An 18,958-nucleotide genomic window follows, 5' to 3' on the forward strand; every position below is an offset into this window, starting at 1 on the left:
ATTTAAAATAAACTTGAGTTATACAATCATATAAATCAAAAAAAACAATTTTATCCCTAATGTATATGTTCGATATTTTATCAATTCCAATACTGGATTATTCCATAAGTGAAGGCATTTTTGTTTTTGAAAATTGTTTGTCTTGCGCTGAAAAAATAGAATTGCAATCTGTTTTTAAATCATTTAATGATAGTAAAGAGAGTTTAAAAGAAAGGACAGATTGTGAAAATAAGATTAGAAATATATTAAAGAGATACTCTGCCGTTTTTGTGAGGTTTTATGAAGAACCTAAAAATACGCACATAGTAATATTAATACCTGAAGCTGAAATAAGAACCGGTGAAAAAAAATACATCGCACCCTCCATAGTTCAACATATTGACTTGCCATTATTTGTGATTAATAATGATGATGATATAATTTTTGTGAATGATGCATTGCTGAAACTTTATGATTGTTCGGATTATGATCTGTTGGGGAAGGGAATAAGACAAATGAATTATTCGGAGATGTGCTTTCTTTTTTCAAAAGAATTTAAAATGAAAAGAGAATTGCCGTCATTTAATATCGCAACGTTTCATATTTTCAGAAAAGAAATTCTTCTCTTGGTGGAATTAGAGTTTTTCAATCTTAATAGCAATACTCTTGTTGTGGTTAAGGAATTGGAAGTGAATAAAATAGATGCAAAACTTGAACTTCTTACATATGCTTCCGATGAAAACAGCGAAATGGTTGTAATAACGGATATTAAGGGAGTAGTTAAATATACAAATAAGGCATTCAGGGAATTTACAGGATATGAAATGCAGGCTATCATTGGCGAGAAAATATCTCTTATTAAATCGGATTATCACTTGGCTGATGTTTATAAAGTGTTGTGGAACACCATTCTTGGAGGGAATGTTTATAACAACTTGTTATGTAATAAGAAGAAAAGTGGTCAGTTGTTTTGGGAGGATTTAAAAATAGTTCCAATAATGAATACTCATTATCAGCCATTATTTTTTGTGAAGATTTCACATGATACCACATCTCAAATAAGAAACCAGGATTTAATGGAAGAAAGCATGTATCGGTATGATTGTTTGTTTACAAATAATCCTGCTATCATGCTGCTGATTTCTCTGAAAGATAATTCTATTCTTGATGCTAATAAAAAGGCATGTGAATTTTATGGTTATACTAAGCAAGAGTTGCTTAAGACTGAACTTGAAGAACTTCATGTATTGAAAGGAGAAGAATTAGTAAACAGTTTGAGTCGAACATTGGAATCTTTTAGCAACAATCAATTTTATCAGCATAAATTAAAATCCGGAGAGATTAGGGAGGTTGAAGTATGTCCTAGTGCGATAAATTTGGATAAACAGTTGAGGGTTTATTTGCAGGTACAAGATATTACTGCGCGGGTAAAGTTGGGAGGCAAAATGATGGAGATGAATGAATATTTTACATTTTCTCAAAGTTTGGCTCATATTGGCAGTTGGGGACTTATTCCCGGAAGAAAAGAAATGTTCTGGTCAGAGGAGTGTTATAAAATACTTGGTTTTGAGCCCTATAAAGTAACATCGTCAATTGATAATTTCATTAAACTTTTAGCAGGTAGTAAAAGGAATGAGTTTAAAAGATACATCAGGTCTAAAAATGGTAAAGAAAATTATTTGTTGGAATGTGAAATTCTTGTGAACGAAAGTGAGCCCAGGATTATTAATATTATAGGCAAAGCAATTTATGATTCAGACAAAAAATTTAGTCGTATCGTGGGGTCTGTACAGGATATTACACAAATAAAAATGATGGAGCGGAAGCTTTTGAAATCTATCGAGAAAACGGAAGAAGTTGCCAAGCTCAAATCTTCATTTCTTGCATTATTGTCGCATGAATTAAAAACACCATTGAACTCAATTATAGGGTTTTCGTCCATTATAAGTATGGATAATAAAATAAAGCGAAGTGATATTAATAGATATGTTGATTATATTAAAGAGAGTGGGGAGAAATTAAGTAAGTATTTGGATGAGATGGTATCGATGGCTAACATTGATTCTGAAGCTGTAAGATTGAATATGCGGGAGTTTTCTATTTCTGACTTTTTGGATGAATTAAATGAGTGGGCTCGTTTCGAAGTTGAGGAGAAAGGCTTGCAATTTGAGGTTGTAAAGTGCAGTAAATGTAAGACGTGTTCTAACTCGATATTGCGGACTGATTATAGAATTTTTAGGAAAGCTGTTGAGCTATTAATAAGTAATTCTTTGAAATTCACCCACGAAGGAGGGATAACAGTAGGCTTTAGTTGTGATTATTCAAATCTTTCATTATACGTGAAAGATACGGGAATTGGGATAAGAAGGGAACAATTGGAATTCATTTTTGATAGTTTTCGACAGGTTGAACATTATTCTACCAGACAATATGAAGGACTTGGTTTGGGGCTTTATATGGTTAAAAAATTTATTGATCTTCTTGGGGGAACAGTGTCGGTAGAGTCAGAATATAATGTTGGGTCAGTATTTAAATTAAGCCTGCCAATTGTTAAAAATAAATTAACAGAGGGTGAAATTTTCATAATTTAATTTTGGGGAGTTAAATATTTATTAACCAATTCGGGGTGAAATAGACTGATTTTTAATAATATATGAAGAGTGTTTTAGTTAAATGTTATTATATGTTTAATTGTTAAAATAATTATTGTGATGAGAATATTTATAATAGCCTTTTTTTTGATATTAAAATTGTGTTGCGCTTATAGTCTTGGAGCGTGTCTGCCATTATCAGACGATTCTAAAACAGATACAACAGCTCCTGAAATAATTCGGTTTGAATGCAAAGAAAGAACTTACAAAGATTCTGTATCGCTTTTTATAGACGTGAGAGATAATTTTGGAATAGGGGGCTTTATTTTGAAGACTTATGATGAGAAACCTGATTTGGAGGATAAGGAATGGGGTGATTTTAAGCCATCTCATTTTTATTTTGATCAATATGGAACTTTTAATTTATTTCTTTGGGTAAAAGATACTTCTGGAAATATAAGTGAAAGTAAAATGTGCCGGGTGACTTATTATCCGTATGATGACGAAAGACCATTAATTACTGAATTCTCATGTCAGGAAACGGTATATGACAGTAAGCTTAGTTTTGATATTAGGGCAAGTGATAATATTGGCGTTGTAGGGTATTTTTTAGCTGCAAAAAGTGACATTTCAAACAAATGGACCTCAATAAAACCAGAAGTGCTTTTATTACCTGATCCAGGATTTTACACCTGTTCCTTGTGGGTTAAGGATTACGCGGGCAATGTTAGTTATCCTAAAGTAGCAAATGTAGAATATATTCAGGATACCATAGCCCCCCAAATAATAAGGTTTGAATGTCCAAAAAATACAACTACTGAGACTATTCAGGTTAACGTATCAGCTGAAGATGATTTTGAGATTAAAAAGTATTATCTGGGCTTGCTCCAAGATTCAATAGTAATAACAGAAGAATGGACTGAACATGCACCTTATATTGTAAAACTGCCATCGTATGGAGATTATTCAATTGAAGTTAAAGCTGTTGATTGTGCCGGAAATATAAGTAAGATTGCTATGGCGAATGTCAACTATTCTGATATCGTGTTAAGTGAGAATAGTTTGACTAATTGTGAGACGAAAATTTATCCGAATCCAACAAAGGGAAAAATAATTATTGATACAGATCGCAATCAAAACTATAGTGTTTTCAATTCATCAGGGATATTAGTTAAAAATGGACGAATAGAAAGAGGATCAACTGAAATAAGCTTAATCGGCATGTCTTCTGGAGTTTATTCCTTTAAGTTAAATAGTAATAACAATATTGTCGTGAGAAAGATTATCAAAAACGATTAAACTTATTTTAGTCTAACCGCTAACGTGTTTTAAAATATTAAAGCGTGGTAAAATCTGGTATGCTTGGATAAATGATACTTGCTTTTACTAAAGGTATTGGAAAATAGATAAATGTAAGGATGTGTAGGTTTATGCGTTAGAGAAGTAATGTATTGTAATCTCTTTCATATAATGCATTTCAGGAAAATCAGGTAACATTACAGCAACTTAAAGTAGTGAGTTTAGTAAGAAAATTTTATTAATTAAAAATTAGGTGATATGAAAAAAATTAAATTACTAATGCTGGGTTTATTTACCTCCGCAGTTTCGGTGTATGCTCAAGATACACAGTCTGATAATCATACGTTAACAATTACTGTTCCGGAGGTAGCGATTTTGGATATTGAAGGGGGAAGTTCTATTTCATTGGGATACACAGCGCCTGTTGAAGCTGGTTTAGGAGTTGCCGGGGCAAGTAATTCTGATTTATGGTTGAATTATTCTTCGATTAAATCATCGATTAATCCAACAAGAACAGTATCAGTTAAGCTAAGCGAAACTGTTGGAGGAGCAGATATAAAGTTAACCACCGGGGCCTATTCAGGATCAGGAAGCGGAACCACAGGTACAGTTACTGGAGAAATAACCTTGTCAACTACTGATCAAACCATTGTTAGTGACATTGGAAGTTGTTATACCGGTGACGGTGTGAATAATGGTCATAATTTAACTTATAAGTTAGACGTTGGAGGAACATATGCTGACTTAGAAAAACTGACTACACCCGTAACCGTTACTTATACAATATCAAATTAAAATCTACAGATAATTATAACGGAATTCAGCGATTGCTGCACTTGCAATATAACAGCAATCGCTGAAAATTTTGAGTCTATTTAATATATTTTTTTGCAAATGAAAAAGATTGTTTTATTCTTCTGCTTGATCAGTTCTTTATTTACGGGAGGAAATTTAAGAGCAAATGTGTGTGTGTTAAATGGGCTTTCACATATTTACGATATTCAAAACAAAGAAATTTATACTGGGGTTATTGAGCTTAAAAATACAGGAACCAAACTTCAGCGGTTAAATGCGTTTACAACGGACTATACATATAATGCAAAAGGGGAATCGTTTTATGAACAAGGGAATAATGAGAGATCTAATATTACATGGCTTGAGTTGGGAGCGAATCATGTGGAAATTGAACCAGGAGATACGTATTACCTTACATTTAGAATTAGCACGCCGGATGAAATTAGATTGCCTGGAAGTTTTTGGAGTGTGGTGATGATTGAACCTGTTGAGGATATTGATATTAATTCCATTGATCGAAATGCTGGTGTAGGAGTGCGCTCTATGGTAAGATATGCCGTACAGGTAATCTGCAATAACCTAAAGAATGCTAAATCGAGTTTGCTTTTTGAAAGAGCTAAATTAAAAAAGGGAAATGAAAGACTTTTATATGTTGATTTAATCAACAATGGAGAGTTGTATCACAAAACTTTGATAAAGATTGAGTTTTACGATCCAAAATCCGGAGAGTTATTGTTAGAGAAAGAGTCGGCAAAACAAAGTATCCACCCAAATAATTCAAGGAGATTTTATGTTGATATTTCAGATATTCCATCGGGAAAATATACATCTGTTATTTTGGCAAAATGTGATGATGAAAATGTTTTTGGTGTTAATGCAGACTTTATTATTGGTGGGATAAATTAGATCTATTGTGTAAGTGCATTGAATGGTTGTGTGTGATAGGTCGAATCCATTTTTAATCCATGAAAATTTACAGATATTTTACAATTATTTTATTGTTTCATACTTGCATTTGTTTTAGTCAAGATATTAAAATTAGAAAATTAAATTCATTTCCTATTGAACAACAACCAGGAGAAACATTTTCAATTCGATTAATGGTAATAAATAATTCCTCTGCAAATGATGTTTTTAAATGTCATGTAAAATTGGAGTTTCCTAATGGTTGGCACAAAATAATTGGACCAGATGTTATTGAACTCACAAAGAATGAAGAAAAACTACTATTACTTAACCTTCAATCTTCGGGTAATGCTTTAGTCGGAAACTACAATGTGAAGATTCGATTATTTAATGATTCTGGGGAAGAATTGGCTTCTGAAAATATTGAATGTTCTATAAAAAAACGAATTAGTTTTGGTGTTAAATCTTGGGATATAGAAAAATATTATCATAGTGGAGATACTATATGGACTCAGTTTCAAATTGAAAATACTGGTAATTGTGCGATTATAGCTAACATTGAAACGGTTAATTGCAGCTATTTAGGTAAGAGTAATATAGATTTTGAGCTTGATTCTATTCGGAAAATTCCAATTTGTATTCCTTTACCTTCTGATATTTTAGTACCAATTCAGTATAGTTTTAGTATTATTCTGCAGTACAAGGATGGGTGCAGGTATATTAGTAAAACAATTAAAGTTTTGCCATTGAATAAAGTAAAATTATTTGACACTAAGAGTTTCCCCATTTCATTTGGGTTAAATGCAATAAACGAAAGAAATGCTTCTGTTTGGAGATATGGAAGTCAGTTTGAATTGTTTTCGGTTAGACCTATAGAAATTTTTGAGAATCATTTTCTTGATTTTAGTTCACGAGGGCCCAATAGGTTTAGGAAATCTGTTTTGGGTCAAATGGATGAGCATTTTGTAAATTATAAAAATAAATTTGCGGAAGTAAAAATAGGTGATCAAATATTTTCCAGTTCCCGATTAACCGAATTTGTAAGATCAGGAAGAGGTGTAAATACAAGGTTTGATTTTAAGAAATTTGAGTTTGGAGGTTTTTATAATACCCCAAGATTTTTTAAAAAAATTAATGAAGAATATTCATTTTACACAAAATACAAAGGAGCAGATACATATGAAATTGAAACTGTTTATTTATCAAAAAAGATTGATAAAGAACATAATGAATTGTTTTCAGCCATATTGAGATCAACATTAAGTAATAATTTTAATATGGAATCAGAGATTTCTTACGGAAAATCCTTTTCAAAAGATGGAATTGGTTTCCTGTATACAGGAAGATATTCATCAAAAAAGTTAAAGGGAAATTCGACGTTTATTTATTCTTCTCAAAATTATCCGGGCTATTATCAAAACTCCTTTTTTTGTAATGCAAATTTAAGCTATCGAATTACTAAGGGATCAACTATTGCTTTATTAGCTCGACGTGATGAACAAAATTCTAAAAGAGATACACTTTTAGGACAAGCACCTCTGACTAAGAATGTTATGCTCAGGTATGGTTATGATTCTTCAATTGATTCGCGTTTCACTTTCCAAGTAACACTTCAAGAAAGGAAAGATCGATTAGAGGAGGTTAAGTTTGATTATTCAGAAAAATATTCAAGATTAGGATATTGGAAGAGATTTGGACAGTTTGATTTAGAGGTTTATACAAGGTCGGGTTATTATAAAAATAATTTAACAGGTTTAAATGGCTATATGTTTTCATTTGAAAGTGAACTCGGATTTAAAAATAAATATGGGAGTTTACGAGGAGGAATCAGTTATGAAAATAGTCGAAAATATAGTGAGATTCATTCGCAGGATTTAATTTACGATCTGACTTTAAATATGAATTTAGGGAAAAAGGCAAATTGTCGTTTTAATTATCGTAATGCATTTTCACCTGAAGAATATTATCGAAATAGAAGCTTTTTAGATTTCAATTTAAATGTACAATTTGGCAAAGGAACTAGTTTGGAATTATTTGGAAATCATTCAATTGTTAGTAAATCATTTAATGATCGAAATATTGCATTTGGTGTGAAATTGAGAAAAACGTTTAATATCCATATAAATAAAAAGAATGATTTTGGTTTCGTAATTGGTTGTATTGATAATTATGGTGCAGAAAGTGTTGAAGGGATAGTCTTATATATGAATGGTCACGTTGCAATAACTGATAAGGAGGGTTTTTTCAAGTTTGTAAATTTATCACCTGGTACTTATGATCTCCTAATTGATAAAACATCCATTGCAATTCAAGATATACCAATTTCAAAAATGCCAATAAAGGTTGTTGTACATAAAGGAGGAAATCGGGTTCAGTTTGGGATTACTAAATCAGCTAAACTATCGTGTAATTTTTATTTAAATGGAGAAAAGGGAATACTTTCAGGAATATTGGCTGAGATATATGAGGGAGTGATGGTAGAACTAAGCAATGGTACAGATAAGATTCAAAAATTTGCAAAAGGACGAGATGAACTTGTGTTTAATAAAATAACACCAGGGGTTTGGAAAGTAAAAGCATCGTATGTAGGTGATCGTTTTAATGTAAGATTTTTAACTGATGAAAAATTTTTAACTATTGAACCAGGAGGGAATCACGAATTTGCAATAAAGTTATTTTATGAAGATAATAAAGTCAAGTTTATGCAAAATAAAATTAATATAGAATGATGTTGAAAATTGCAGTTTTAGCTACTCTTTTTTGGATAACACCATTGCTTCTCATAGGGCAGACGTCAGATGAGCATATAATTCGTGTTAGACTACAAGAAATATCAATTGTTGATATAGAACCAAGTGGTGATTTTACGATCAGCCTGGAAACACCAACGGAAGCTGGGCGGAAAATGAAAAGTAATGTGAATAGTTCGAAATGGATTAATTATACTGTTAGTAAAAAGAATGCCAGTAATGCTGGAAGTATATCCGCACAAATAGTAGGTGTTATTCCAGAAGGAATAGATTTGATTTTAAATGTGGGATCGGCTCAAGGAGGAGGAGGGGAGACTGGAATAGCTATTGGAGAAATAGAATTAAGCTCTTTACCTACCGAAATTATATCTGGAATAGGCGCTTCATATACTGGGTCGGGACAAGGAAATGGGCATAACTTAAGCTATGAGTTGAGAGTGTCTGATTATAATAATCTTTCTAAGGTTGAATCAGAAGTTGTTACGGTTATGTTTACAATTAGTCAATGATGAAGAATATAAAATTTTTGATACTCCTGTTATTTTGTTTTGAGACAGAATTGTCACTTTGTCAGTCGGTTACTTCTACGGGTAAATGGAATTTCAAAGTTGCCACATCGGATATAATAGATGCAGGATTGGATTATAATGAAATATATGAAAGTTCTGCTCAGAAGGTTAGAATAGAGATTTCAAATGGAATTTGGAAAGAATATGTGGGATACGATTGGACTGTTAATATAAAAAAAGTAGATGATAATTGGGATTCTAGCTTAAAGATTTATGCAAGAAGAACGGATGATGGAAAGCCTGCCAATAATTCTTATGAAACTTATGTTATTGGAGGGGAGAGTTATATTGAAATTACAGATTTTAGCACTTATTTTTTTTCGGGATTAAGAGGCAGTACTAAAATAAAAATTCAATTTAAGGTAGAAGGTGTTTCAGTATTGATTCCTGTAGATACTTATACGACCAACATTGTATATACGGTAACATCACCGTGATGAATTGTTTTCATTTTGAATATTTACTAAAAAACAAGACATGAACATTCGAATTGATTTCTTACTTCACACGAAATTACAATACATAGGAGTGTGTGAATATGGTTAAGAGATTCATTCATATATTTTGGAGAAATAAGAGTGCCATCTGGGAAAGGATCTTATTTCAAACCACTGATTTATTCCTGTTGATACCGCGATCGCATAACTTGTAATAAAATGTAACAAAATTAATAGGTGTATGAAATATTGTGTAGTGTGTTGTTTCGAACTTTCCAGTGGCTCTTGTGTATATTGGTTAATATACAATTAAATATTATGCACTTGTCAATAATTTTTTAAGAGTGAAATAATTGTTGAAATGAGGAGGGAGTCTTTAATTAATTATGATGAAATTTTGCTGACAGCCAGTTAAGTAAGACTCCCTTTTTTTGACTGATTGAATTTCTAGCATCTATTCAGATCAGATATAAAAAATTGGGCAGGTGCTATAAAATTTGAATATTCAGACATGAGAATAGTAAGAAAGTTGAGATGAAAAAACACGGGAGAAAGGTTAAAAGTATATTTAAATGTGGACTGTAGTATATCACAATTATCTTATTGTATTTTGACAATCAAAATAATATAAACGTATTCCAAATTTAGTCATGTATTATTTAAAATTGAAAAGAATGAAAAAGTTAGAGAGTATTGTATACGCAAAAGGAAACCCCTCAATTAAAAGAATTGGTTTTTTTCTTTTGATATTATTACCCTTAATCGGATTCTTTGGATGCAACAATGATTCCGATAATCCGACAGAAGAAAAAGTTGGTGTTGTTATTCAGGAGGGAGATGAGAGCCGTATTAGTACTGATAATGCCGGAGTTGTTTCGACAAGAAATGAGGAAAAAACACCGTCGTTGAATAGTATCTCGAAAAGTACTGGTAGTGAGCCGGTGAGTGATATGCCATTGGTTTTGGTAGCTGAGGTTGATGCTCTAACCTACAATGGAACGATAATGAGGTCGACACATGTCTGTTTAAACGGCGATTACGCATATGTATCGTACAATTACGAAGGAGATACCTATTTAGGAGCAGTAGATATGATTGATATATCAGATCCGTACACGCCAAAACTATTAGCCAGCGCAGTATTTACTGATACCGATATTAGTTCCATTGCCTATTCAAACGGTGTGCTTTATTTAGCCGGAGCCAGAGAGTTTATTGATGGGGAGGATTCAAATCCTGCGGTACTGTTAAAAATGACTTTAAATGACGGTAAGTTAACCGATGATATAGACCTTATTGATATGCCAGGCTATGTTGGAACCGATGTTGCAATTGGTGACAATTACGTTTATGGAGTGTCGGGCGATAATGGAATACTGGGTGCATACAGTTACAGTGATAATACAATGGCAGCAAGTGTTACTATAAGCGATTTGCAATCCGTTGGTGTTAACAACGGTCAAGTGGTTATTTTACAAAACGGAGCAATACAGGTTTTTAATGCATCAAACTTGAGCCAAGATCTGAAATTTGTAACAAGTTCGGATGTGCCGGATTCCAAACGTACCATTGACTTTTATGGATCAAGCGTATTCGCTGCAGAAGGTGCATCTGGGACAGGTATTTATAGCTTGTTGACAGGAGAAAAACTAAATACAATACCTGTAGCTGATGCCACAGGTTTGGATCTGGTGGCTAACGAGATTGTAACAAATGCTGTTTCGGTAAACGACCAGCATATATTTGTTGCCAACGGTGGCGTTGGGGTTTCTGTATTAAAAATTAATTCAGAAAGTATAACAGACCTAACCGATTTCGGTAGTCTTGATTTGGATGGTTCATCTAATTTTGTAAAAAGTGAAGACGACCTTGTTTTTGTTGCTGACGGGTTTGGTGGTTTAAAGATTTTAAAGATGGTAACAGCCGAAGATGCACCAGTTGCTGGTAGTGGCTCGTGTGATAATTGTACATCTTACCCATCATATAGCGGCGGAAGTTGGTTGAACGTTAACAGTGGAGAAACCTTGGCATATAATGGATCTGCAAGTCTTGCTGGTATAAATGTTAATGAATCTCTTACCTGGTGTGGGTCCCTTGCTGTAAGTGAGCAGTTAAATATAAACAGTGGCGGCACCTTTGTAATGTGCGGAGCACTTTCTTTTGGAGCTCAATACAAAACCATGTTCATTAATACTGATGCTAAGTTAGATCTTTATGGAACCCTTACAGTTTTTGGTAATTTAACACTTCAGCCTAACTCTACACTTGAGGCAGAGGGAAGTATAACGATAATGGGTGATCTTTTATGTGAGCCAGGATCGAATATCAATTTTACTGGCAGTGGTTCAACCTTAACAATTATGGGAAATGTAACAAACAGAGGAGTTAACGTTATCGGTACATATACCGACACCTATAATAAGTTGAACTAAAGAAATCAAGAAACAAAGATCTAATGATTGTATTAATTGAAATAAAAATTCTGACACAAAGAGTTTTTATTTCAATTATCTCGTCCTGAAAAGGGTTGACTTTTACATCATGTAAGTATTATAAATAATAAAAAAAAGATTGCTGAGTGTAAGTTGGAATGATAATGATTTATTCAATGTCATAGTAGAAATATGCAGATACAGCTCATTATACTAGAATTAAGAGTACGTTATTTTTGTAAATATATGATTTTGACAAGAATTGTCTAATTAACTAATGTCTATTGTGTTAAAACAACTTGAAATGAAGTATTTTGCAATCTTGTTTTTGATCCTGTCTTGCTTTTCAGGAACCGGTCAATCTGTCCAATCTCCTGTTGATTTTCAGAGTTTCGGTTTTACCGCCGTAGCTCATCGCGGATATTCTGAGTTTTATCCGGAAAATACTCTGATTGCTATCGAAGAAGCTTTTCGTCGCGGAATAAAATATTGCGAAGTAGATGTTGCCATAAGTTCAGATGGTGTTTATGTGTTGCACCACGATCCTTACTCAATCGCACGTACAACAAAAGCTACTGTTTCTGACCTTAGCTGGGAGGAGTTAAGTCTTCTGGATGCTGGAAGTTGGAAAGCATCATATTTCACTGGAATTAATGTCCCTAGCTTGGTTGATGCCTTAAAGGTAGCGCAGAGGTATGATGCCCATTTATATCTGGACATTAAGGCTTTTGATGCTGAAAGACTGGCCAATGCCTTGAATGAATCGGGTGTTGATCCTAAACGCATGATTCCTGCAATAACAAGTTTAGAGTCGGCTCGTGAGTTTAGGCAAAACTGTCCGGATTCTGGGTGGGTTTGGTTTGGCGCTGACCCAGATAATCCTGGTGATGAAAACTGGTTTAGTGAGCGTGTTAACCTTGGGTGCCATATGTTTGAACTGGCAGAGGATAAGATATTGTTCGAGCAGGAATGGGCAGTACAGTTTATTGAACATGCCCATGCTTTTGGAGTAAAGGTTTGGGCTTATACTATTAACAACGAAGATCGGATCAAGGAATTTGCCGATTTGGGAATAGACGGGGTTGAAACGGATCGCCCTTATGTTGCTCAACTCAAAGTGTGCGGTTACGAACCTGTTTCAACATATCCGAAGAATGAAACTACAGGAAACTGGGATTTTAAGAAGCGTAATCTTGTATGTTCAGGTGTTGGTTCCAATCTAAAATATTTAAGCAATGATAATTCGGTACTACAGCCATTGACTTTTGGAAATACCAGAGAATTCGGCATTGTGCCTGTAGATGGAATTGATACAATTGTAGCAAAGGTACCAGCCTTCGATTTCAATAACGGACTTTTCGCATACGATAATTTTATGATGGAGGACTCGGGATCTGTTGATCATTCCTATTCGGTGATTATGGATATTTTAATTGAGTCGAAATATGAAGGGGATTATATAAGTTTGATTCAGACAAGTCCGGATAATCTGAATGATGCCGACTTTTTTATTGGACCGGATGCTGGTATCGGAACATATGGCAATTATTTTGGTGAATTTATCTTTGATGAGTGGCATCGTGTTGTATTTGTTCATGATGGAAACATGCTGAGAATGTATATCGATGGTTTTTCTGTTGGGGACATTGCTATTGAGGGTACGCGTTGGACAGTGTTTAATAATATGGCTTATCACGGAAAACATGGTTTGTTATTCTTTGCTGATGATGATGGTGAAACTGCTGAAATATACGTAAATGCCCTGCAGTTACGCAACTACTCAGTAAGCGAAAATGAGGTTGATGCTCTTGGTGGTGCTAATGCAAATGGAATACCTGTGAATAACAAAAAGGTGTTTTCAACCGGAATTGCTAATCTGGAAAGTGAGATTGTAGATTGGGAGCAACAAATAATTTTCATTAAAGAAAATACAGGTGATTTAGAGCTGGGAATTCCGTATTCACTCCAATTGAGTTATGGGGCAAGTACCGATATTTCGGAAAGCGGTATGTTTAACTTTGGTAATGGAGAACAAACTTTTCAGGTTACTGCAGCTGATGGTTCATCAACAAGTTGGACGGTGCAACGATTGTTACCTGTAGGGATAAATGATATGGAACAAAAACAATTACTTACTCTTTATCCTAATCCGTGCAAGGATCATATAATTGTTGTTATTGATAGAGGGGCGCAGTTTGAGTTATATGATGTTTCAGGTCATGTACTCATTCAAAGAAAACTTGAAGAGGGAAAAAATAGAGTTAACACCCAAAACCTTCCTCAGGGAGTTTATTTTTACCGGGTTGTTGATAAATCAGGTAAAATTAATACAGGTACTCTAGTAACTGTTTAGAATGTTAAAATATTTGGGTTCTTTATTCAAATTGAATTAATATATCGAGATGGTAAACAGCATAAAGGATTGAATAATTTTTAAGTCCGAAATGAAAATAAATTGAACTTTCATTTTAACATATTCTAAGCTACTGTCAATTTGGCTAAAATGACATTTTTGTTAAAAATGCCAAAAGAAGAACGGGGAACATTTTCAATGGCAAGTGTAAATACAGCGCTTTCTAATCAGTTATTTCTCGATCGATTTTAGATATGTTTGTCAATTGATCCAAGCAGTATGAAAAATAGAAACAGAATAAGACCTCTCACTAAATTAGGCGTAATAGCTACCTAAAACCTAACTGAGTATTGCAAAAAAAACGATAATAATTGCGAAATGTACAAAAGGGAAGTGAATAATAGCTCCAGTGTTATATTGACTGCATATAAGGAGTATGTAGATCCTGTTATAATTCTAACCAAAGATTTTCTAATTGATAGAGTGAATGATAGATTTTGTGATTTGTATTCTTACAACCGGAGTAAAATTATAGGGACAAATTTTAAGGACTTAATTGGAAATAATAGGATAGGATGGGATGATTCTCAGTTTGGTGATAATAATTGGAACAACAAGAGTATTACTGCCTGGATGAAGAAAGGGGGTGGTGAAACAGTATACGTAGATATTGTAGTCAAGGGGTTCATGTATGATAATGATTTATTTTATAGTTGTGTTATTTACGACAATCAAAAAAATATAGAATTGATGAATCTTGTTAAAAACTATGATCGAAATTTTAAATCGGTAATTGAAAATTCAACTAATATTATATTCCGGTTTAATAAGAGAAAGGAATGCTTGTATGTAAATAAAGCATTTAATGATATAACTGGTATGTCACGATTTCTGATTGTTGGCCTTCAACCTTGTGTTTTTTTTTCTGATAATAAGGAAGCTGCAAATTATTTATCAGCGTTAATTGAAAAATCGTTTTTAACGGGAAGTTTGGTTGAGGGGAAAATTGTATTGAAACATAAGATTACAAATCAATTGATGTATCTAGATGTAAATGTTCTACCAGACTATAACCAAGAGCAAGAAAACTCTGAAGTTATAGTTGTCGGGAATAACATTACGAGTTTAAAGGAAAAGGAGAAAGAATTAATAAAGGCTCAAGAATTGGCCAAAGAAGCTTTAATGTTAAAAACAACTTTTTTATCCCTTGTAAGTCATGAAATTAGAACACCTCTAAATGCTATTCTGGGATTTTCAAAACTTATTGAAGAAAATATGGCTTTTTCTGGTCGTGATTTGGAATATTTTAATCACGTACAAGCAGCAGGTTATAAATTAACTGAAGTGATTGATGATCTTATTGATATTGCTAAAATTGAATCTGGTAATTTGGTGCTTAGGGAATTGAATATTGATTTGGAACATCTGTTGCGTATAATTTCAACCGATGTAAAACAGTTTTATGATGCACACAATAATGGAAGAACATTTCTAAAAATTACGCAGAAAGGTAAGGTAGACGAACACCTAAGTAATCGATACTTGTTTGATGAAAAAAGAATCAAACAAATGGTTTTGAGCCTGCTGAAAAATGCGCTTGAATATACCGATGTTGGATCTGTTTTAGTTGAATTTAGAGTTGTGTGTAAATGGTTGGTTATTTCTATCACTGATTCAGGGATAGGTTTCGAAAAGCATGAACAAGAATTGATTTTTGAACCTTTTTTTCAGCTGAAAGATCCTCGGGGAAGATTACATGGAGGATTGGGAATAGGATTGTCATTAACCAGGAAAATAATACAAACTATGGGAGGGAAGATTACAGTTAATTCAAAACTTGATGAAGGGAGTCAATTTAGTTTAATAATACCATTAAAGAGGGGTAACTAATTACCTGTTCCCAATTTTGATTTCTTCATAAGAAAGAGTCGATTACAGAGAAAGCATATAAAGCTAAGGATTTGAGATTGTAAAATAAAAGTGACACTTCAAACAAATGGATTTCAATAAAACCTGAAGTGATTTTATTGTCTGAACCAGGATTTTATACTTGTTCTTTGTGGGTAAAGATTACGAGAGAAAGTAAGACTACTATTGCGAATGTCAACTATTCTGGTATTGTGTTAAGAGAGAATGTTTTGGCTGATAATGAGACTGAAATTTATCCGAATCCAACAAAAGGAAAATTAATTATTGAAATAGATCGCAATCAAAATTATAGTGTTTTCAATTCAGCAGGCATATTAGTTAAAAATGGCCGAATAGGAAGAGAAGCAAATGAAATAAGCTTAATCGTATTATTCAGGTGTTTATTCCATTAAGTTATATGGTAATAAAAATAATATCGTGAGAAAGATTATCAAAAACGATTAAACTTATTCAGCATGAAATTTAGCATGCTTTAAAATCTTAATGTGTCGTAAATTCAGTAAATGAATTCTATTTGACGTGCTGATCATAGAATATTTTGAAAAACTACAGTAACGTCACCGTAATGGCTAATTATAATTCTTTTTCGTACTGAATTCTAAATATTTTTCTAATATTTTGAGGCAAATCTATGTATGTAAGAATATGTAATGAATTTATGATTGATCGAATGCTTTTGTAAGAGTAATATATAAACATTTAGATGGCTTTCTCCCGTAAAAAAGCTAAAGTTGCAATTGTTCTTTAGACCTGTTTTAATTTCAAAACAGGCTTTAATTAAAGAGTACTTATTAATCAAATGCTTACTAATCTAACTCAGATTAGTAAGTAAATGGGTTGAATAAGAAAAATTTATCGAATCACGTTAAAAAAAAAGGAATGAGAATACTGATTGCGGAAGATGAGAAAATGACTCGCGAAATGTTATCAATGAAACTAGAAAAAGATGGTTATGAAGTAATTCAGGCTGAAGATGGAGGAATGGCAATAGATTATCTTGAAAAAAATGCCTGTCCTGATTTGGTTATTACGGACATTATGATGCCTTTTTTTCTGGACTTGAAGTGATTGAAAAAATTCGGAAAGATTTACAGAGTGAAATTCCCATTATCGCTTTGTCCGCTAATAGGCAAGAAGATTTTGTGATAGAGGCTTTAATGCTGGGAGCTGACATTTATATCACTAAACCTTTTAAACCGGGAGAATTGTTTCTGAGAGTAAAGCGATTACTTGGCTCATGATATTAGGTAAGAGGAAATGGCTTACTTAGATAATTATGTAAATGGAAACAACAACAAGCAAAATTTATTGAATCACACTAAAATAAACGGAATGAAAATATTAATTGCGGAAGATGAGAAGATGACTCTCAAAATGTTATCGATGAAACTACAAAAAGATGGCTATGAAGTAATTCAGGCTGAAGATGGAGGTGTGGCAATGGATTATCTTGAAAAAAATGCCTGTCCGGATTTGGTTATTACGGACATTATGATGCCCTTTTATTCCGGACTTGAAGTGGTCGAAAAAATCCGTAAAGATTTAAAGAGTAAAATTCCCATTATTGTTTTGTCGGCTATGGGACAAGAAGATTCTGTGGAAGAGGCTTTTAAGTTGGGAGCTGACGATTATATCACTAAACCTTTTAGTCCCATTGAATTATCTTCAAGAGTGAAGCGATTGTTTAACGCATAATATTTTAAGCTATTTTTTCAGAGTATTCTTATTATTTTAATAGTGAATTTATGTTGTTATTAATACTTGTTAGGTGGGATTTAGAAGCACAGTTGATTTTTTTCGCCATCTTATTTATTGGTGCTGTCAGCGCAATATTTTTCATTGCTTATTTTTCTTCACTGCTGATGCAAAAAAAGGAAGATGCAATTCTGGAAAAAAGGGACGAAAGGGAATCTTTATTGCTTACTATATTGTTTGAGGAAAATTCGGAAAAGGATGATTTATTGGTTGGTTTCAAGGAATTCAATATAGATGTAAAAGGGAATGGCCTACGAAAAGGGAAACGAAAAATGCTTCGTCAAATCATGATTGACGAAATATTGAAGATGAAAAAAAATCTGTCTGGAGCCGGGCTTGAAGATTTATATAAACTCTACGAAGAGTTGAGACTGTATAAAGATTCTTATAAAAAGCTAACAAACAATCACTTTCAGCTTATGGTGATGGGAATAAGAGAGTTGTCTGAGATGAATCATAAAGTCTACTATCGATCAATATATCGTTGCACCAATCATGTGCAGGAAGATGTCAGAATAGAAGCTCAGCTTGCTATTGTAAGGCTCTTTGGCGTAAAGGGATTAAGGTTTCTTTCCCGTGTAACATACACGATTTCGGAATGGCAGCAGATGACTTTACTTTACCTGCTTACCAATATGAAAAATGAAAGACCGGTGGATATTGAGCGATGGCTCGATTCAAAGAATGATTCTGTAGTTATTTTTTCACTCCGCCTGGCTGATAAATATAATTGTTTTGAATTGTTGGAGAAAATTGGTCATTGTCTTTACCATCCCAACGAAACGGTAAAAATACAAGCTGTTTTGTGCCTGAAAAACATCTACAATGAAAATACTGAACTGGAGCTGTTGGCTTATTATCAGGTAGTAAGTAAACGGGTACAGATAGCCGTTTTGGAGGTGTTGAAATCACTTGCCACTCAGGATAGTGTATTTTTTCTGTACAAGTATTTAGTTAGTTGTGAGTTAGAAATACGTTTTAGTATTGTAAGGATCTTAAATGGCTTGTGTGAAGGTATTGATATTATTAGGGCCGTAGAAAAGGAGCCTGAAATTAAAGAGTCTGTAATCCAAATGTTGGAACAGATTAATAATGAAAAATTACAATATAATTAAACTTTTACTATGTGTTGGGAACTTTGGTTTTTTTATTTCTTTACCTAT

General features: G+C 33.2%; 15 protein-coding genes. All 15 read left to right on the plus strand.

Annotated features, from left to right (window positions below; all coding sequences use genetic code 11):
• Nucleotides 1-65: 65 nt before the first annotated feature.
• The 15 genes from QUH73_RS18605 (at nucleotide 66) to QUH73_RS18670 (ending at nucleotide 18,910) form a co-directional block, all read left to right on the plus strand.
• Nucleotides 66-2,570: a PAS domain S-box protein gene (locus QUH73_RS18605; protein ID WP_289531943.1), complete on the plus strand. Its 2,505-nt coding sequence runs from the start codon at nucleotides 66-68 to the stop codon at nucleotides 2,568-2,570.
• A gap of 120 nt (nucleotides 2,571-2,690) precedes the next feature.
• Nucleotides 2,691-3,869, plus strand: a complete 1,179-nt coding sequence (locus tag QUH73_RS18610; protein WP_289531944.1) for a T9SS type A sorting domain-containing protein — start codon at nucleotides 2,691-2,693, stop codon at nucleotides 3,867-3,869.
• 258 nt (nucleotides 3,870-4,127) lie between these two features.
• Nucleotides 4,128-4,664: a hypothetical protein gene (locus QUH73_RS18615; protein WP_289531945.1), complete on the plus strand. Its 537-nt coding sequence runs from the start codon at nucleotides 4,128-4,130 to the stop codon at nucleotides 4,662-4,664.
• Between the two features lie 99 nt (nucleotides 4,665-4,763).
• Nucleotides 4,764-5,570 (plus strand): hypothetical protein, encoded by an 807-nt coding sequence (locus QUH73_RS18620; RefSeq protein ID WP_289531946.1) that lies wholly within the window; start codon nucleotides 4,764-4,766, stop codon nucleotides 5,568-5,570.
• 194 nt (nucleotides 5,571-5,764) lie between these two features.
• Complete coding sequence (locus tag QUH73_RS18625) at nucleotides 5,765-8,299, plus strand: COG1470 family protein (RefSeq protein ID WP_289531947.1); 2,535 nt, start codon at nucleotides 5,765-5,767, stop codon at nucleotides 8,297-8,299.
• Nucleotides 8,296-8,829: a hypothetical protein gene (locus tag QUH73_RS18630; RefSeq protein WP_289531948.1), complete on the plus strand. Its 534-nt coding sequence runs from the start codon at nucleotides 8,296-8,298 to the stop codon at nucleotides 8,827-8,829. The genes QUH73_RS18625 and QUH73_RS18630 overlap by 4 nt, the downstream gene beginning before the upstream one ends.
• Nucleotides 8,829-9,326, plus strand: coding sequence for a hypothetical protein (locus tag QUH73_RS18635; RefSeq protein WP_289531949.1), 498 nt, complete (start codon nucleotides 8,829-8,831; stop codon nucleotides 9,324-9,326). Before QUH73_RS18630 ends, QUH73_RS18635 begins: the two co-directional genes overlap by 1 nt.
• A gap of 674 nt (nucleotides 9,327-10,000) precedes the next feature.
• Complete coding sequence (locus QUH73_RS18640) at nucleotides 10,001-11,758, plus strand: hypothetical protein (protein WP_289531950.1); 1,758 nt, start codon at nucleotides 10,001-10,003, stop codon at nucleotides 11,756-11,758.
• Between the two features lie 304 nt (nucleotides 11,759-12,062).
• Complete coding sequence (locus QUH73_RS18645; RefSeq protein WP_289531951.1) at nucleotides 12,063-14,111, plus strand: glycerophosphodiester phosphodiesterase family protein; 2,049 nt, start codon at nucleotides 12,063-12,065, stop codon at nucleotides 14,109-14,111.
• 378 nt (nucleotides 14,112-14,489) lie between these two features.
• Entirely contained in the window at nucleotides 14,490-16,001 is a 1,512-nt protein-coding gene (locus tag QUH73_RS18650) for a PAS domain-containing sensor histidine kinase (protein ID WP_289531952.1), read from the plus strand.
• A gap of 128 nt (nucleotides 16,002-16,129) precedes the next feature.
• Nucleotides 16,130-16,432: a hypothetical protein gene (locus tag QUH73_RS18655; protein ID WP_289531953.1), complete on the plus strand. Its 303-nt coding sequence runs from the start codon at nucleotides 16,130-16,132 to the stop codon at nucleotides 16,430-16,432.
• A 487-nt stretch (nucleotides 16,433-16,919) separates the two neighbouring features.
• The gene (locus tag QUH73_RS18660; protein ID WP_289531954.1) at nucleotides 16,920-17,108 is read left to right on the plus strand and encodes a response regulator; all 189 of its coding nucleotides are present in this window, start codon (nucleotides 16,920-16,922) and stop codon (nucleotides 17,106-17,108) included.
• A complete protein-coding gene (locus QUH73_RS20965) occupies nucleotides 17,105-17,281 on the plus strand; it encodes a response regulator (RefSeq protein WP_442913427.1) in 177 nt (58 codons plus the stop codon). Before QUH73_RS18660 ends, QUH73_RS20965 begins: the two co-directional genes overlap by 4 nt.
• Nucleotides 17,282-17,372: 91 nt before the next feature.
• Nucleotides 17,373-17,735, plus strand: coding sequence for a response regulator transcription factor (locus QUH73_RS18665; RefSeq protein WP_289531955.1), 363 nt, complete (start codon nucleotides 17,373-17,375; stop codon nucleotides 17,733-17,735).
• Between the two features lie 50 nt (nucleotides 17,736-17,785).
• Nucleotides 17,786-18,910 carry a hypothetical protein gene (locus tag QUH73_RS18670; RefSeq protein WP_289531956.1) on the plus strand — a complete coding sequence of 375 codons (1,125 nt, stop codon included), beginning with the start codon at nucleotides 17,786-17,788 and terminating at the stop codon, nucleotides 18,908-18,910.
• The last annotated feature ends 48 nt before the right edge of the window (nucleotides 18,911-18,958 follow it).

The organism is Labilibaculum sp. K2S (genome assembly GCF_030372765.1).
Taxonomy (GTDB): Bacteria; Bacteroidota; Bacteroidia; order Bacteroidales; family Marinifilaceae; genus Labilibaculum.